Source organism: Pseudarthrobacter phenanthrenivorans Sphe3 (assembly GCF_000189535.1).
GTDB lineage: Bacteria > Actinomycetota > Actinomycetes > Actinomycetales > Micrococcaceae > Arthrobacter > Arthrobacter phenanthrenivorans.
On the sequence record NC_015145.1, the window covers coordinates 957,244 to 974,439 of the forward strand.

At 66.1% G+C, this 17,196-nt stretch carries 11 protein-coding genes; 6 read left to right on the forward strand and 5 right to left on the reverse strand.

Annotation, left to right across the window (positions count from 1 at the left end; genetic code table 11):
* Positions 1-102: 102 nt before the first annotated feature.
* Entirely contained in the window at positions 103-2,721 is a 2,619-nt protein-coding gene (locus tag ASPHE3_RS04515) for an excinuclease ABC subunit UvrA (RefSeq protein WP_013600048.1), read from the reverse strand.
* Positions 2,722-2,769: 48 nt separating this feature from the next.
* On the opposite strand from ASPHE3_RS04515, the gene ASPHE3_RS04520 reads away from it, so the two are divergent.
* The 3 genes from ASPHE3_RS04520 (at position 2,770) to ASPHE3_RS04530 (ending at position 5,476) form a co-directional block, all read left to right on the forward strand.
* Positions 2,770-3,834, forward strand: coding sequence for an adenosine deaminase (locus ASPHE3_RS04520; protein ID WP_013600049.1), 1,065 nt, complete (start codon positions 2,770-2,772; stop codon positions 3,832-3,834).
* A 277-nt stretch (positions 3,835-4,111) separates the two neighbouring features.
* Positions 4,112-5,044, forward strand: a complete 933-nt coding sequence (locus ASPHE3_RS04525) for a pullulanase X25 domain-containing protein (protein ID WP_013600050.1) — start codon at positions 4,112-4,114, stop codon at positions 5,042-5,044.
* Positions 5,045-5,155: 111 nt separating this feature from the next.
* Complete coding sequence (locus ASPHE3_RS04530; RefSeq protein WP_013600051.1) at positions 5,156-5,476, forward strand: acylphosphatase; 321 nt, start codon at positions 5,156-5,158, stop codon at positions 5,474-5,476.
* A gap of 23 nt (positions 5,477-5,499) precedes the next feature.
* Here the strand turns inward: ASPHE3_RS04530 and ASPHE3_RS04535 are convergent, their stop codons facing one another.
* The 3 genes from ASPHE3_RS04535 to ASPHE3_RS04545 form a co-directional block, all read right to left on the reverse strand.
* On the reverse strand, positions 5,500-9,129 hold the full coding sequence (locus tag ASPHE3_RS04535) for a TM0106 family RecB-like putative nuclease (protein ID WP_013600052.1): 3,630 nt from the start codon (positions 9,127-9,129) through the stop codon (positions 5,500-5,502).
* 179 nt (positions 9,130-9,308) lie between these two features.
* Complete coding sequence (locus tag ASPHE3_RS04540) at positions 9,309-10,508, reverse strand: TerC family protein (protein WP_013600053.1); 1,200 nt, start codon at positions 10,506-10,508, stop codon at positions 9,309-9,311.
* A 41-nt stretch (positions 10,509-10,549) separates the two neighbouring features.
* A complete protein-coding gene (locus tag ASPHE3_RS04545) occupies positions 10,550-12,226 on the reverse strand; it encodes a RecQ family ATP-dependent DNA helicase (protein WP_013600054.1) in 1,677 nt (558 codons plus the stop codon).
* Positions 12,227-12,476: 250 nt separating this feature from the next.
* Between ASPHE3_RS04545 and ASPHE3_RS04550 the strand changes: the two genes are divergently transcribed.
* Entirely contained in the window at positions 12,477-14,804 is a 2,328-nt protein-coding gene (locus ASPHE3_RS04550) for an FdhF/YdeP family oxidoreductase (protein ID WP_013600055.1), read from the forward strand.
* 25 nt (positions 14,805-14,829) lie between these two features.
* Here ASPHE3_RS04550 and ASPHE3_RS04555 read toward each other — a convergent pair whose 3' ends face one another.
* Positions 14,830-15,159, reverse strand: coding sequence for a DUF6457 domain-containing protein (locus tag ASPHE3_RS04555; RefSeq protein WP_013600056.1), 330 nt, complete (start codon positions 15,157-15,159; stop codon positions 14,830-14,832).
* Between the two features lie 308 nt (positions 15,160-15,467).
* On the opposite strand from ASPHE3_RS04555, the gene fdhA reads away from it, so the two are divergent.
* Complete coding sequence (gene fdhA / locus ASPHE3_RS04560; RefSeq protein WP_013600057.1) at positions 15,468-16,682, forward strand: formaldehyde dehydrogenase, glutathione-independent; 1,215 nt, start codon at positions 15,468-15,470, stop codon at positions 16,680-16,682.
* Positions 16,683-16,797: 115 nt separating this feature from the next.
* Positions 16,798-17,142, forward strand: a complete 345-nt coding sequence (locus tag ASPHE3_RS04565; RefSeq protein WP_013600058.1) for a GNAT family N-acetyltransferase — start codon at positions 16,798-16,800, stop codon at positions 17,140-17,142.
* The last annotated feature ends 54 nt before the right edge of the window (positions 17,143-17,196 follow it).

Genomic DNA, 17,196 nt, shown 5'->3' on the forward strand with positions numbered 1-17,196 from the left:
TGACGAATAGAGGTCACTTTCGGTAGCTGCCTGCTGGGCAGTTCTGGTGGAGGCAGCACCGGGCATTCATTGGCCCGCCAGGCAGCGGGCATGGGTTTCACGCTAGGACATCACGATGGCGTTATCAAATCGAGATTTATCTGGGCGTTCGCTGGTGGTTACCTGTCCCAATGCAGCTGACAGGTAGGGAGCTGTCCGGCTCGCCGGGGTTGCGGCGACTGCTGCGGGCGGCCCGCTCGCAATGATCTGCCCGCCTTTGTCGCCGCCCGAGGGCCCGAGGTCCATCACCCAATCGGCGCCGGCCACCACAGCCATGTCATGCTCAACAACCACAACCGAATTTCCGGCGTCCACCAGCCCTTGGAGCTGTACCATGAGCAGCTGGACATCGGCGGGGTGCAGGCCGGTGGTGGGTTCATCCAGCAGGTAGAGCGTGTGGCCGCGCTGTGTCCGCTGGAGCTCGGTGGCCAGCTTGATGCGCTGCGCTTCGCCGCCGGAAAGTTCGGTGGCGGGCTGTCCCAGCCGCAGGTAGCCCAGGCCAACATCCTGCAGGCTCTTGAGGCTCCTCGCCGCAGCGGGGATGCCGGCCAGGAAACCAGCGGCGGCGTCAACGGTCAAAGCCAGGACCTCCGCGATGTTCTTTCCGTGGTACTCCACCTCGAGCGTCTGCGGGTTGTAGCGCGATCCGGAGCATTCCGGGCACGGACCGTAGCTGCCGGGCAGGAAGAGCAGTTCGACGGCGACAAACCCCTCGCCCTGGCAGGTTTCGCAGCGCCCGCCCGCCACATTGAAAGAGAATCTTCCGGCTCCGAAGCCGCGTGCCCTGGCCTGTTCGGTGGCGGCGTATTCCTTCCGGACAGCGTCGAATAGACCTGTGTAGGTGGCCAGATTGGAGCGCGGGGTCCGACCGATGGGTTTTTGGTCCACGGTCACCAGGCGGTGGATCCGGTGGGTTCCGTCCACGGATCCGAGTGTCAGCGGTCCGGCCTCCTCGTCCTGCTCCAGCGGTGCTTTCAGGCCGGCGCCGACCACTTCGCCGAGTACTTTGCCCACAAGCGTGGACTTCCCGGAACCTGAAACCCCTGTCACGGCGGTCAGGACGCCCAAGGGAAAACGGGCATTAATTCCGCGGAGGTTGTGCCGGGTGATGTCCTTCAATTCCAGCCATTCGGCGGGTTCCCTGAGCTGCCTGGCGTTCGAGCCGGCACCGTCGCCGCCGCCTGCAGCGGGCACTTCAGCCGGGCCGGGCCCGGCCAGGTGGGTGCCGCCGTCGAACAGGAAAGGCCTGGTGACGGACGCCTCAATTCCAGCGAGGCCCTCCACCGGCCCGCTGTACAGCACCTCCCCGCCGCCTTCGCCGGCACGGGGACCGACGTCCACCAGCCAGTCCGCCCGGCGGACAACGTCCATGTTGTGCTCCACCACGAATACCGAGTTGCCGGATGCCTTCAGCTGCTCCAGGACTTCCAGGAGGGGCTCGGCGTCGGCAGGATGGAGTCCGGCGGAGGGCTCGTCCAGCACGTAGATCACGCCGAACAGGCCGGAGCGCAGCTGCGTGGCAATCCGGAGCCGCTGCATTTCGCCGGGCGAGAGGGTGGGTGTGGCACGGCCCAGCGCCAGGTAGCCGAGTCCGAGGTCCAGCAGGACGGTGATCCGCTGGAGCAGGTCGCGGGTGATGGCCACGGCCACCTCATTGGATTCTCCGGAGAGCTGCGTGCGGGAGGCCGTGCCGGCGTCGTTCAATGCCGCGGTGGGACGGACAGCCTCGGCGAGTTCTGCCATGGGAAGCCGGTTGAGCTCGGCAATAGTCCGGCCCGCGAACGTCACGGCCAGGGCTTCCGGCGTCAGCCCGGTGCCTGCGCAGCGGGGGCAGGGACCGGATTCCATGTAGGCCAGCACGCGTTCGCGCATGGAGGCGCTCTGCGAATCTGCCAGGGTATGGAGCACGTAGCTCCGGGCGCTCCAGAACCGCCCCTTGTACGGTTTGGCCACGCGGTCACGCTGCGGGGTCACCTCCACTACGGGCTGCTCCTCCGTGAAGAGAATCCAGTCCCGGTGTTCCTTGGGCAGCTTGCGCCACGGCGTATCGACGTCGTAACCCAGGTGGGTGAGGATGTCCCGCAGGTTTTTCCCCTGCCAGGCGCCGGGCCAGGCGGCGATGGCACCCTCGCGGATGGTCAGGGACGGGTCCGGAACCAGGGAGGATTCGGTGACCGTGTGCGCCACGCCCAGGCCGTGGCATTCGCGGCAGGCGCCGGCGGTTGTGTTGGGGGAGAAGGCGTCCGAGTCCAGCTGGGTGCTGCCCGCCGGGTACGTGCCTGCCCGGGAGAAAAGCATGCGCAGGGAGTTGGAAAGCGTGGTGACGGTCCCCACGGTGGACCTGCTGCTGGGTGCGCCGCGGCGCTGTTGAAGCGCGACGGCGGGCGGCAGCCCGCTGATCAGCTCCACCTTGGGATTGTGCCCCTGCTGGATCAGGCGGCGGGCATATGGCGCCACCGACTCGAAGTACCGCCGCTGCGCCTCGGCGTAGATGGTCCCGAACGCCAGCGATGACTTGCCGGATCCCGAAACGCCGGTAAACGCCACGATCGCGTCCCGCGGGACGTCCACATCCACGTTCCGGAGGTTGTTTTCGCGGGCACCCCGGACCCGGACAAAACCATCTGCCGCCGGGGCCGGGGCCGGGTACTGCAGGTCATCAGTGTGCTTGGCGTTCTGCATTGGCTCGACTCTAGTGGTGATTCCGGCATTGGGCATTATCCTGACCCGATGGATAACTTTGCGGGCGATACTGCCGTGCCTGACACCGAAGCCGATTCGGCGGGGCAGGAGGTGCCGGGCAGGCTCCTGCCGCTGGCTGAGCTGCACTTGCACATCGAGGGAACCCTCCAGCCCGAGCTGATCTTCGCACTGGCGGAGCGGAACGGCATCTCCCTGCCGTACTCGGGCCTGGACGAGCTGCGCGAAAAATACGAGTTCACCGACCTGCAGTCCTTCCTGGACCTCTACTACGCCAACATGGCTGTGCTGCAGACGGAAGAGGACTTTGCCGACATGACCCGGGCCTACCTGGAGCGGGCCGCCGTTGCCGGGGTCCGGCACGCCGAAATCATGATGGATCCGCAGGCCCACCTCTCCCGCGGAATCGCCCTCGAAACGTGCGTCAACGGCGTCGCATCAGTCCTGGCCACAGCGCAGGAAGAGTACGGGATCTCCACCCTGCTGATCGCCGCGTTCCTCCGCGATCTTTCCGAGGAGTCTGCCTTGGAAGTGCTGGACGGCCTGCTGGCCATGAATGCCCCCATCGGCGCCATCGGACTGGACTCGGCCGAGGTGGGCAACCCGCCGTCCAAGTTTGAGCGGCTCTATGCCAAGGCCCGCGAAGCAGGCCTGCGGCTCACCGCCCACGCAGGCGAGGAGGGACCGCCGTCGTACATCATTGAAGCCCTGGACATCCTGGGCGTGGAGCGCATTGACCACGGTATCCGCTGCATGGATGATCCTGACCTGGTGGAGCGCCTGGTGGATGCGCGCATCCCGCTGACGGTGTGTCCGCTCTCCAACGTCAGGCTGCGGGCCGTGGACACCCTGGCAGACCACCCGTTGCCGGCCATGCTGGCTGCAGGTTTGAACGTGTCCGTGAACTCGGATGACCCGGCATATTTTGGCGGGTACGTGGACGACAATTTCGTCCAGCTGCAAGCCGTGTTCGAGCTCTCCGACTTCGACAAGGCCCGGCTGGCCGCCAACTCCATCCATTCGTCCTTCGCCTCGGAGGAGCGCAAGGCCGAACTGCTGGACGAACTGAACGGCGGAGAGGGCGCGCGTACGTGATTCGTCACCAGTGGGTTGCCTGACGTGTCCCAGGCAACAACCGCTCCAACATGCCGCTAAACTAGGTGCCGCAGGCGTGTCTGGGAAGTGCAGTGTGGCACCCATGTCAGCGCTCAGGGTTGTGCAGTCAGCCCATTTTCCCGAGACCTCAGCCTCAGTTGTTGGGACGTCCGCTTAATAGTCGGTCACGACACGCAGTGTTAACCATTTCAAGTCGCGCGATTTAACAGGCAATTGGCAAGATGCCTAAGACCGATCGCTTTTATAAAGGGGAATCATGGCCAAGTCCACCGCAGAAAACACCTTCCTTCGCCTCAAGACCGTGCTGGATGTCCTGACCGAAGGTGTGTGGTCCGGCGATGCACTGAACGCCGGCCAGGTACTTGCGGAGGCTACGGCACGCGTGCCGTTCAACGAGCACGAAGCCGAACTGCTCAGCGGTGGAATTCCCCGCGGGCACAAGACGCTCACCTCAGCTACCGCAAAGCTGGTCAAGGCCGGCTGGCTGGTCAAGGGCCGCTCCGGCTGGACCATCACTGACGAAGGTATGCGTGCCACCGTGGCCTTCCCGGATGCCGTGTCCTTTGCCACCGCGCTCGACGCCGGCACTCCGGTCCCGGCCGACGTCCAGGTTCCCACCGCTCCCGAGGGCTTCGTCCGCAAGACCGTGGCCGCCCCCGAAACTGCAGCCCCGGTGGCCGGCAAGGCCGAGCCCAAGAAGCCCGCCAAGAAGGCCCCCGCAAAGAAGGCCGCTGCCGCCGTGGGCAAGGCAGCCAAGGTGCTCGAGGACGCCGTCGAACCTGTTGTGAAGGCCGTGCGCAAGGGCAAGACGGCCCCGGCCAAGAGCGAGGAGCCCGCTGCAGCTGCAGTTGCCGCCGAGCCGCTGGAGGACGCGGACGTGGAGACGCACCCGCAGCCCGAGGCCGTGGCTCTGGCCGGTGACTTCAACACCATCCTGGGCGCCCCGGAAAACTGGGCGCCGCAGTACGACGAAGCCCAGATGGAGTTCGATTTCCTGGACCAGCTCTGGAAGAAGAGCGCGGAGCTTCCTGCGGGTTACTACACCTTCAAGATCGCCCTGAACCGCTCCTGGGATGAGAACTACGGTGCGTTCGGCACGTTCGATGGCCCCAACCACGAACTGCACCATGCCGGCGGGACCGTCACCATCCGTTACAACCACACCACCCGCGACATCACCATCAACTAACGGGTTGCCTCCCCTCCCAACTAGGTAGCGCTAAGTGTCGTTTTGGCGGCTCAAAACGACACTTACTGCTACCTAGTTGGGAGGGGCGGCGCGGACTTTCGGGGAGGCACCATGGCGAGGCACGCAGGTTCGGCATCCGAGCCGGAGTCCTCCGATGCCGGGTCCGTCCGGCTGAATGCGCGGGTTTACGGCCTGGTGCAGGGGGTCGGCTTCCGCTACTGGACCATCGGCAAGGCGGAGGAGCTCGGCCTTGCGGGCACCGTGGAGAATCTCGACGACGGCTCAGTGGCACTGGTTGCCGAGGGACCCGCCTGGAAAATCCACGAACTCCGGGAGTGGCTGAATTCCGGCCAAACGCCCGGAAGGGTGGAGCGGGTGGAAGACTCCCTGTCCGCGGCCGAGGGCAGCTTCCAGGGCTTCCGGGCGCGCTGACTCCCGTCCCCTTTTGCCAGGGCTTACTCCCGCGGGCTGAGCCCCAGGAAGGCCCCCAGTTCCTCCAGCGCCGCCGGCTTGTGTGGCATGTAACTGGTCAGTTCGGGGGAGCGGATGATTACTGCCCGCCACTGGCCCCGCGATACCGCAACGTTGATCCGGTTCCGGTTCAGCAGGAACTCGGCGCCCCGCGGCGCCTCGGCCACAGCGGAGCACGCCATGGACACAATCACCACGGGCGCCTCCTGGCCCTGGAACTTGTCCACGGTTCCCACCCTGACCTTCGCCAGCCCGGCCTCTTCCAGGGCTTTCCGGACCAGGTGGACCTGGGCGTTGTAGGCAGCCACCACCAGGACGTCCTCCTGGTCCAGCGGCCGGACTTCGCTTTCCGCCCCGGGCGTCCACTTAAGGCCAAGGTGCCGCCGTACCTGGCGGACCACCTCCGCGGCCTCTTCCGCCGACGCGGTGGCATTGCCGGTGTGCTCAACCAGCACAGTCTCGACGCCGGGCGGCAGCCCTTCCAGCTTGCGCAGCGACGCCGCCGGCGCGGACTGCAGCTTTCCCTCGTAGCTGAGCCGGGACACGGCACGGCACAGGTCCGGGTGCATCCGCCAGCTGTCCGCCAGGAAGTAGCCAAGGCTTGCCGGCAGCGTGGCGTGCCCGGCGGCAAGCCAGCCGAGGGCCGAATCATCAACCGGCTCCGGATGGGCGCCCTGGGTTACTTGGGGGAGCTGCTGCGGATCACCCAGCAGGAGCAGGCGCTTCGCGGCACGCGACACCGCCAGGGTGTTGGCCAGGGAGAACTGCCCGGCCTCGTCGATCACCAGGAGGTCAAGCGATCCGGCGGGGACCTCCTTGCCCGTCATGGTCCATGCGGTTCCACCCACCAGGCAGCCGCCGGGCGACGCGAGCAGCTGGGCGACGTCGCCCTCGGCCTGGAGCGCCCAAGGCACTTCATGCGGTGCATTCAGCTTTTTGGCGACAACAGTGGGCGGGACGCCGCCGGCCGCAATGGCACAGCAGAGCAGGTTTTCCACCACATTGTGTGACTGGCCCACCACGCCGATCTTCCAGCCTTCGGCGACCAGCCGACCAATGACATGCGCGCCGACATGGGTCTTCCCCGTCCCGGGCGGGCCTTGCACCGCAAGGTACGAGTGGTCGAGGTCCCGCAGGGATGCCGTGATGGCAGATGCGTAGTCAACGGAGCCCTCGTCGGCCTGGCGCACGTCCACAGGACCGGCCAGTGTCCTGAACCGCGGCGGCTGCTTGCGCAGGATGTCCAGGCCCGGGTGGGCCGGCAGCGACGGGAGGGTGGAGCCAACCACCTGGGCAATGTCAGCAAGGGCAGCTTCGATGCTGGCAGTGGCCAGCGGCTGGTCTTCGGTGAGGGCGACGGGCAGGTGGGGGTACGCGGCGACCTTTCCGGATTCCCGTTCGGCAATAGTGATGATGGTGTGCTCCGGGTTGTCCGGCGCGGGTGCCAGTTCGCTGATTCTTGTGCCGAAAGAGTAGGCCCTGGCACCGGGGGCAGCATCCGCGGCTGCCATGCCGTCCGGGGGCGGCGCGTCGTAGAGCCGGCACCAGCTGGAGTCCGGACGGAAATCCGAGCCCTCGGCCATGGTGCCCCGAAGCCGCAGGACGCGGGTGCGCATGCGTTCCCTGGGCTTGGCGAGGGCCCAATCGGAGGTGACCTCTGCCGAGGAGACCACGAACACGTTCCGCTGGTCCGCCCAGTTTTCGATCGGCGCCTCAACCCGGTCGAAGTGCTGCCACCAGAACTGCTTGCGTTCGCGGCGGTGGTACCCGGTGGCGGCGGCCACCATGGCGATGGCCCGTTCATCATTGGTCCACGGCCGGCTGTCCGGGATGCCCGCCAGGTACTCACGCAGCCTGGTTTCCGCGGGAGTCTCCTCCGTGGCTGACGGGCTTTCGGAAGGCAGCGCTGCAGGGGACGGTTCCGCAGCAGGCAGGGCGGACGGTGCAGCCGGAGTCGCTGTCACTCCGGCCTGCGGTGCCACCGCCAGGAGCCAGTCCCGGAGCCGGAGCGTGGACAGGCAGTCGTACTGGTTGTAGTCCGAAATGGAGGCCAAAATCCTGTCCGCTTCCGCGGCGTTGCCTGCATCCCGGGCGGCGCAGTAGGCGGCATAGGCCACTACCGAAGCGCCGGCGTCTTTCACATCACCGGAGCGCAGGTTGTTGCCCATGTAGAGCGGCTCGAGTTTCTTGATGGAGTAGGACGCCTCCGAGATCCGCAGCGAATGCCGGACCGTGGCGTACAGATCCACCAGCAGCCCTTGGCGGAGCCAGCTGTCCACTGTTTCCTCCCCGGCCTGGTGCGCCAGGGAGAGGTTGCGAAGGGCAGTCTTTTCGTAGGCGGCGTAGTGGTAGACGTGCATGTCAGGGAAGCGGGAGCGTCGTTCCTCGACATACTCCAGGAAGTCCAGGAAGGCCCGACGCTCCTGAGTCCGGGAGTGCGCCCAGAACGGGCGGAACACTGGTTCCCCGGCAGCACCGGGAACAGGGGCCTCCACCACCCCGAACAGGTACTCGATGCCCCAGGCTCCGGTGGCAGGATCCTGCCAGAGGGGATCGCCTTCGAAATCGAAGAAGATGTCGCCGGGGCTGGGTGGCGGGAGCAGCCCGATGGTGTTCCCGGGCAGGACTGTGAACGAGACAGTGTGCGGCTTGCCGTCCTTGGTAAACGTCCGGGAGCCCGACGGGGCTTCCAGCCCCAGCTGCATCCGGGCCTGGGCCCGCAGCCGGACGACGGAATTCCTGGCATCCTCCGCGGGCATGGCCGCAAGCTCTTCGATGGTGGTGATGCCCGCAGCCTGCAGCTTCTTCCGCTGCACCACCGACATCCCTGCAACCATCAGCAGGTCGCGGTGCAGCTGCACCTGCTCCGCACAGTAATCGCACCGCCCGCAGTGGACGGTTCCGGGCTGCTGCCACTGGACCGCGCCGTCCGTTTCCCGGTGCTGCGCTGTCAGCTGGCGGAAGCGCCGGCGTCGTTCGCGGAACACCGGCAACAGGTCCGGCAGGGAGTGGCTGCTGCGGAGCCAGTCCTCGCCCACCCGGGTGCCAAGCACCAGGGTGACCACCGGCGATGGCTCGAGCCCCATGCCCAGCAACTGGTCCCCGTAAGCCGCAAGCTGCAGGAGGGCGCCGACTTTCGCGTGCCGGGCAAGCTTCGTGTCCCAGACCTCGTACCGGCCAGGTTCTCCGGTGCCCGCGGCCTCGTTGACCAGGAAGTCCGCGTAGCCCAGGAACTCCCCGTCAAAGAAGGTTGCCTGAAACACCACGTCCGCGCCGGACCGCAGGGCAAGCTCGGTCTCCGCATGCTTGGCCTGCAGATCGCCGCGGAGGTTCTGGCCGCGTTCCAGTGAATAGACACCGCCGCCCCGGCCGGCGTCCCACTCCCCATACTTGCGGATCAGGCTTGCCAGGACAGTCTGTTCGTGGTGATCGCCCAGTTCGCCGGCACGGACCTGCATCTCGTCTGCGGGGAACTCCGCCTTGGGGGACCGGCCCAGCTTCTCGTCCAGGATCCGGAGCGTGCGGTACTCACATTCGCTGGCGGCCACCAAATCGCTGGCGGAAAATACCAGGTCCGGCGGCGCACCAGCCACAGCGGCTTCGAGCAAGAACACGGGGCCTCCCCATCGACAGCCGGGCCGTCAATCGCCGGGCCGGAGGAGGATTCCCCTGGCCCTGAACCAAAGCTAGCAAGAGGCACCGACAAACAGCCGGGCCCCGGAAGTAGGTAGCGCCAAGTGTCGTTTTGAGCCACCAAAACGACACTTAGCGCTACCTAGTTGGGTGGGCGGGGTCAGTTCTCCGCGGCGGCCCGCACCTGGGCTTTGTCGTGCTCGGAGTGGGCGGAACGCAGCAGGTCCATGAACTCGGTCTCGTTCCGGATCAGCTTCTTGTACTTCTCCGGGAGCTTGCGGATCTGGTCTTCCTCACGGCACATCGCGGCGAAGATCTTGTCCCGCTCGTTCATGTCCGTCTCGTAGTTGAGGTCCAGGTATTCAACAGCATGGCGCCGCGCCCCGGAGACGGCGTTCTTGGCCTTGCCCTTGGGGCTGAAGATGGATGCCAGGACCGTGACCACCAGGACACCCAGGATCACGCTCAGGGACACCCCGGTGCTGACCTCCACCACGCTGACATGCTGACCGTCGTTGATGAACGGCAGGGTGTTCTCGTGCAAGGCGTGCAGGATCAGCTTCACGCCGATGAAGCCCAGGATCACGGCCAGGCCGTAGGAGAGGAAAATCAGGCGGTCCAGCAGGCCGTCAATGAGGAAGTACAGCTGCCGCAGGCCCATCAGGGAGAACGCGGTAGCGGTGAACACGATGAACACGTTCTGGGTGAGGCCGAAGATCGCCGGAATGGAGTCCAGCGCGAACAGAATGTCCGTGCCGCCGATCGCCACCATCACCAGGAGCATCGGGGTCAGGACCCGCTTGCCGTTTTCCACGGTGAAGAGCTTGTCGCCGTCATAGTGTTCGGACGCCGGGAGGAACTTCTTGGCGAGCCGGACCACCAGGCCCTCGGAGTCGTCGTCGTGGCTGTCAGGCTTAAGCAGGTTGCCCGCCGTGATGAGCAGGATCAGCCCGAAAATGTAGAACACCCACGCGAAGCTGTTGATCAGGGCCGCGCCCAGGAGGATGAACCCTGTCCGGGCGATCAGCGAGAAGACGATGCCGAACAGCAGCACTTTCTGCTGGTCAGCGCGCGGCACCCGGAAGCTGGCCATGATGATCAGGAAGACGAAGAGGTTGTCCACGGACAGCGCCTTCTCCGTGATGTAGCCGGCAAAGTATTCGGTACCCATGGTGGTTCCGCCGAACACCAGCACGCCCAGGCCGAAGGCCACCGCGATGCCCACATAGATGGCGGACCACAGCGCCGCCTCCTTGAGCGAGGGCGTGTGGGCCTTGCGCACGTGGAAGAAGAAATCGAAGGCCAGCAGGCCGACGATGCCGATAATGGTCAGGGTCCAGACATAAGCAGGTACTTCCATGCGGCAGGCCTTTCGTCGGAGTCTCCTTAAAGCCTACCCACCTACGCCGGCTTCAGGAGTTCATGCTCCACCACGGCGGTCCGCGAAAGCGTCTTGTACCCTTCCTGTTCGAACAGCACGGTAATGACGTCGTCCTCGTGCCGCATCACCAGGCCGGGACCCCACTCTTTGTGGACCACGGCTGACTGGAGCGGGAACGGATCATCCGCCGGGCCGCCGGAGGCCGTGCCGCCGTCGTCGGCCGCATGCGGGGCGGGCTGCTTCGCGGCGGCGTCGGCACACGCATCGCAGTTCCCGCACGGCTCAGGCAGATCCTCCCCGAAGTAGCCCAGCAGGAACTGCCGCCGGCAGCTGTCCGTCTCCGCGTAGGCGCGCATCATGGTGAGCCTGGACTGGTCCACGCGCTGCCGTGCCTCGGCGAGTTCGACGGCGTCCTCCACCAGCGCGGACAGCTTCGCCTTCGAAACCAGGCGGACACCGCGCCTGCCGGAGGTGACGGCGCCGGTCTCCTCCAGCTGGTTCACCAGCGACGTGATGCGCCGGGCGGGAAAACCGGTGAGCTCCGCCAGGGACGATTTCGGCGCCGGCGCTCCCGCGGCCTTCAGCACCTTCAATACGGCCAGCAGGGAATCAGGATCGGGGGTGTGCGAGGCGAAGAACTTCCGCAGCCCCAGGTCCTCGGACCGGTAATGCAGCACGGCAACTGCCGGTTCGCCGTCGCGCCCCGCCCGGCCGATCTCCTGGTAGTACGCGTCCAGCGACTCGGGAATGTCCGCGTGGACCACGAAGCGGACGTTCGGCTTGTCAATCCCCATCCCGAAGGCGGTGGTGGCGACGACGGCGTCCAGCTTGTCCGCGAGGAACTGCTCGTGGATGCGCTCACGGTCCGAGGCGGAACGCCCCGCGTGGTAGGCCTCCGCGCGCAACCCATGCTTCACCAGCTTGGCAGCGTACTTCTCCGTGTCCTTCCGGGTGGCCGCATACAGCAGGCCCTGCCCGTCGCGGGCCATCGCTGCCACCTGCTCCACCACAGCCGTGCGCTTGCCCTTGTCCTCGTGGTGGCGGACCACGTCCAGCGTGATGTTGGGCCGGTCGAAGCCGCGGACCAGGACCAGCGGGTCCTTCATGGCCAGCCGTTCAACAATCTCGTCCCGGACCGGAGGTGAAGCAGTGGCGGTGAGGGCGGCGACCGGGGGATTGCCCAGCCGCTCACGGACGTTGCCCAGGCCCAGGTAGTCGGGGCGGAAATCGTGGCCCCAGGAGGAGACGCAGTGCGCCTCGTCCACCACGAACAGGGAAATGTCCAGGGCCGCCAGGCGGTCCACGGTCTTCTGCTTGGCCAACTGCTCCGGGGCCAGGAAAACGAACGTTGCCTTGCCGCTCTCGGCCGCCTCCCACGCCGCTTCCACCTCGGAATCGCTGTGGGAGGAATTGATGGCGACGGCGGATCCGGCGCCCAGGTCCCCGGCCAGCCCGTCCAGTTGGTCCTCCTGGAGGGCAATGAGCGGGGACACGACGACGGCGGGCCGTCCCGTCCTGTTGTGAAGGTGCAGGGCGGCCACCTGGTAGATGGCAGACTTTCCGTAGCCGGTGGGCATCACGGCCAGCACGTCGCGGCCTTCCACGAGGGCGGCCATGCCGGCCAGCTGGCCGGCCCGGAGGGTGGGCAGGGAGAACGAGGATGCGGCCAGGGCTGCAAGGGCAAGATCGTCGGACATGGAGGCGGCTCCGCACGGTGGTTCCTGCGGCCGCTTGCTTCAGCCGAGGGAACCAGCCTATCGCGGGCCGGGACCCGCCGTCGTCCTGCCCGCCGGTGCAGGGCCTGCCGTGCGTGTTTGAGAGCGGTCCCCGGGGCCGGGCGGGGAGGGGCCCTCCTTGACTTCCCGGTGTCCCTCAACAAGTGTGGAAAGTACCGATCGGCCGGAGTGCCGGCTGCGATCGGCCCGGAGGAACCCGAGGAGACCAGCCGTGACGCGCAAGAATCCCGAAGTCGAAGAAGCCGACGAGTCTGACATCGAAGTCAGCGGACATCCGAAGACGTGGGCCGCCGGTGTTCCCGGCGTGTACCACTCCATGCAGCCCGCCCTGAAGCACATGGGCCTGGAACGGTCCCGGAAGACGCTGCTGGCGCTGAACCAGAAGGACGGGTTCGACTGCATGAGCTGCGCCTGGCCGGACCCGGGGCACCGCAAGACGTTCGAGTTCTGTGAGAACGGCGCCAAGGCCGTGACCTGGGAGGCAACCCCTGTGGTCATCGGGCGGGAGTTCTGGGCCGAACACCCGGTCAGCGAGCTGCGGGAACGGTCCGAGTACTGGCTGGGCATGCAGGGCCGCCTGACGGAGCCGGTGTACAAGCCGGCCGGGGAAGACCATTACCGGCCGGTCAGCTGGGATGAAGCGTTCAGCATCATCGCGGACAAGCTGACCTCCCTGCCCAGCCCGGACCAGGCTGCCTTCTACACCAGCGGACGCACCTCCAACGAGGCGGCATTCCTGTACCAGCTGTTTATCCGCGGCTATGGAACCAACAACCTCCCGGACTGCTCCAACATGTGCCACGAGTCCTCCGGCTGGGCCATGGGGCAGACCATCGGCGTGGGCAAGGCGACCGTCTCCTACGACGACTTCGCCAAGGCGGAACTGATCATCATCATGGGACAGAACCCCGGCACCAACCATCCGCGGATGCTCACCGCGCTGGAGGAAGCCAAGGAGGCAGGGGCAAAGATCGTTGCGGTGAACCCGCTGCCCGAGGCCGGCCTGATGCGCTACAAGAACCCGCAAAAGGTGAAGGGCATCATCGGGCGCGGCACCGACCTGGCGGACCAGTACCTGCAGATCCGGCTCGGCGGGGACATGGCCCTGCTGCAGGCCGTGTCCAGACGCGTCCTGGATGCCGAGGCGGCGAACCCCGGAACAGTGCTGGACCACCAGTTCCTTGAGGAGCACTGCGACGGGCTCGAGGAGCTGCGGGCGCACCTCGCGGAACTGGACGAGGACGCCGTGCTTGAGGCCACGGGGCTGCGGACCGAGGAGATTGACGAGCTCGCGGACCGCTACATGGCGGCAGACAAAGTGATCATTACCTGGGCCATGGGCATTACGCAGCACAAGAAGGCCGTGGCCACCATCAAGGAGATCATCAACCTCCTGCTGCTGCGCGGCAACATCGGCAAGCCCGGCGCCGGCGCCTCACCCATTCGCGGCCACAGCAACGTCCAGGGCGACCGCACCATGGGAATCTGGGAACAGATGCCGCCCGCGTTCCTGGACGCCCTGGGCAAGGAATTCAGCTTTGAGCCGCCCCGGACCCATGGCGCGGACGCGGTGGAGACCATCCGGCAGATGCTCGACGGCGGGATCAAGGTTTTCATCGCCATGGGCGGCAACTTCGTGGGCGCCATGTCCGACACCCGGGCTGCCGAGGCGGCGATGGAAGGCACCGAGCTGTCCGTCCAGATCTCCACGAAGCTCAACCACTCCCACGGCGTGACCGGCGCCGAAGCACTGATCCTGCCCACCTTGGGCCGGACCGAGATCGACCGGCAGGAGTCCGGCCCGCAGTTCGTATCCGTGGAGGACACAGTGTGCGCCGTGCACGCGTCCCACGGCACGGTTGAGCCCGTCGCGCCGGGGCTGCTCTCGGAAGTGGCCATCGTCTGCCGGCTGGCGCAACGCGTGCTGGGGGACCGGGTCGCGGCGGACTGGTTGGGGTTCGAAAAGAACTACGACCTTATCCGCGACCACATCTCCCACGTAGTGGTGGGCTGCGAGGACTACAACCGCAAGATCCGGCAGGAGGGCGGCTTCGTCCTGCCCAACGGGCCCCGCGACTCCCGCACGTTCCACACTCCCACTGGCAAGGCCATGCTCACCGTGAACGAGCTTGAGCACGTGCAGCGGCCGCCAGGGACCCTGATCCTGCAGAGCATGCGCTCGCACGACCAGTTCAACACCACCATCTACGGGCACAACGACCGGTACCGCGGCATCAAGAAGGGCCGCGAGGTGGTGTTCGTGAACCCCGCGGACCTCGTGGAACTGGGGCTTGAAGACGGCCAGCACGTGGACATCCGCGGGGTGTATGAGGACAACGCGGAACGGGTTCTACGGAACTACCGGCTGGTGTCCTACCCCTCTGCCCGCGGATGCGCGGCAGCCTACTACCCCGAAGCCAACGTCCTGGTGCCGCTGGAGAGCGTGGCCGAAGGCAGCCAGACGCCGGCGTCCAAGGCCGTGATCGTGAAGCTCGAACCTGTCGCCGTGCTCGAGGAGGAGCCAACCGCCTCGGGATAGCCGGAGGTTCGGACTGCCGGAACCACTACTGGGCGGTGTCCGCCCAGCCCTTGCTGGCGGGACCGCCGTCGTGCCCGTCGTCGCACAGCTGGAAGGCCGTGGCCGCGGCCTTGGACACCGCCGCGGCCGCATTCTCACGGTTGCCCGCACTGCCGGTTCCCGCCTCCAGTCCTGCCGCGTAGCCCACAAGGAACGTGGTCACCGGAGCCGCCGCGTGGATCACCGAATCGGCTGACCGCCTGGCCAGTTCAAGCATCAGTTCCTGGTCCACCTCCAGGTCCAGGATCTGAAGTGCCTGGGCCAGCCTGTTGCTCCACTGGTCCAGAACCTGCGCTTCCTCGTTGCTGACAGCCATTGACCGCTCCTTGCTCCATGTCGTCTTAAGCCTGCACTTGCCCGTTGCCGACATTACAAGGCTTCGCTGCGGAAGTCACCGAATCCGCAAATCCCCTATTCGGAAAAGGGGGAGTTGCCCGGCCCCAACGGCTCTGGTGCTGGGGCCGGTCCCTGCTTAGACTGGGCGCACCCTACCTGGGAGTTACCTATCTGTACCTGGCCGCCGGGCAAAGAAGGCCCCTGACCAGGCTGGGCGCTTCCGCCGGGGAAACATCACTATCCGAGCATCACGGCAGCCCCACCGGGTGTGCCTGACAGGAGAAACAGATGACAGGGAACAAAGCCGTTGCCTACAAAGAACCAGGCAAGGTTGAAGTAATCGACATCGACTATCCCAGCTTTGAGCTCAAGGACGGGCCGGGCGTTAACCCGGCGAATGTGGGGCGTCCGGTTAATCACGGCGTCATCCTCAAGACAGTGGCCACCAACATCTGCGGGTCTGACCAGCACATGGTGCGCGGGCGGACCACGGCACCGCCCAACCTGGTGCTCGGCCACGAAATTACCGGCGAAGTGGTGGAGGTGGGCCGCGACGTCGAATTCATCAAAGTCGGCGACCTCTGTTCCGTGCCGTTCAATATCGCGTGCGGCCGCTGCCGGAACTGCAAGGAGCGCAAGACCGGCATCTGCCTGAACGTGAATCCGGACCGCCCGGGCAGCGCCTACGGCTACGTGGACATGGGCGGCTGGGTGGGCGGCCAGGCCAACTACGTGCTGGTGCCCTACGCCGACTGGAACCTGCTGAAGTTCCCGGACAAGGACAGGGCCATGGAGAAAATCATGGACCTGGCCATGCTCTCGGACATCTTCCCCACAGGTTTCCACGGTGCGGTCAGCGCAGGCGTTGGCGTCGGCTCCACCGTGTACGTGGCGGGAGCGGGTCCCGTGGGCCTCGCAGCGGCGACGAGCGCGCACCTGCTGGGTGCCGCCGTCGTGATTGTCGGAGACCTGAACGAGGAACGGCTGGCGCGGGCGCGCGGCTTCGGCTGCGAAACAGTAGACCTCACCAAGGGCGATCCGAAGGACCAGATTGAGCAGATCCTGGGTGTGCCTGAGGTGGACTGCGGTGTGGACGCCGTAGGGTTCGAGGCCCGGGGGCACGGCAAGGACGCCTCACACGAAGCCCCGGCCACCGTGCTGAATTCCCTGATGGACATCACCGCTGCAGGCGGTGCCCTCGGCATCCCGGGCCTGTACGTGACGGGCGATCCGGGCGGCATCGACGAGGCCGCCAAGAAGGGGTCTCTGAGCCTCAGCCTTGGCACCGGCTGGGCGAAGTCGCTGAGCTTCACCACCGGCCAGTGCCCGGTGATGAAGTACAACCGGCAGCTGATGATGGCCATCCTCAACGACAGGGTGAGCATCGCCAAGAACGTGAACGCGAAGGCGATCACGCTTGAGGAAGCGCCGCAGGGCTACGCCGAGTTCGACGCCGGCGCGGCAACAAAGTACGTCCTCAACCCGAACGGCTACCTGAGCTAGGGGACATCGTACGGAGGATGTGCGGCGGACGGTGGTCCCCGAGGGGATGATGCGGAAATACGTGACCGTCAGGTGAGGTTAGGCTGAAGGACACACCGCATCGAAGGAGATCCCCTTGAGTGACTTCACCGTCCGCCACAACCCCGGCCGCGAGCGTTTCGAAATGCTCCACGCCGGCAATGTCATTGGCAAGGCAGCGTACAAGGAGTACGACGGCGGCGGGTCCCCGCAGCGGATTTTCTACCATACGGTGATCAACGAGGAATACGGCGGGCAGGGCCTGGCGGCCCAGCTTGCCACGGCGGCGCTGGAGGCCACGGTCAGTTCCGGGCTGGGTATTGTTCCCGTGTGCCCGTTCATCAAGAAGTTCCTCGCCAAGCACCCTGAATTCTCCGGCACCACGGTGGCTGTGAAGCCAGTGCACCTGGAGTTTCTGGATACTGCGCTCGCCAAGGCGTAGCGGGCAGTACTTCGCGTGTCGCCCGGTGCCGGCCCCGCACCGTGCACCAGACTG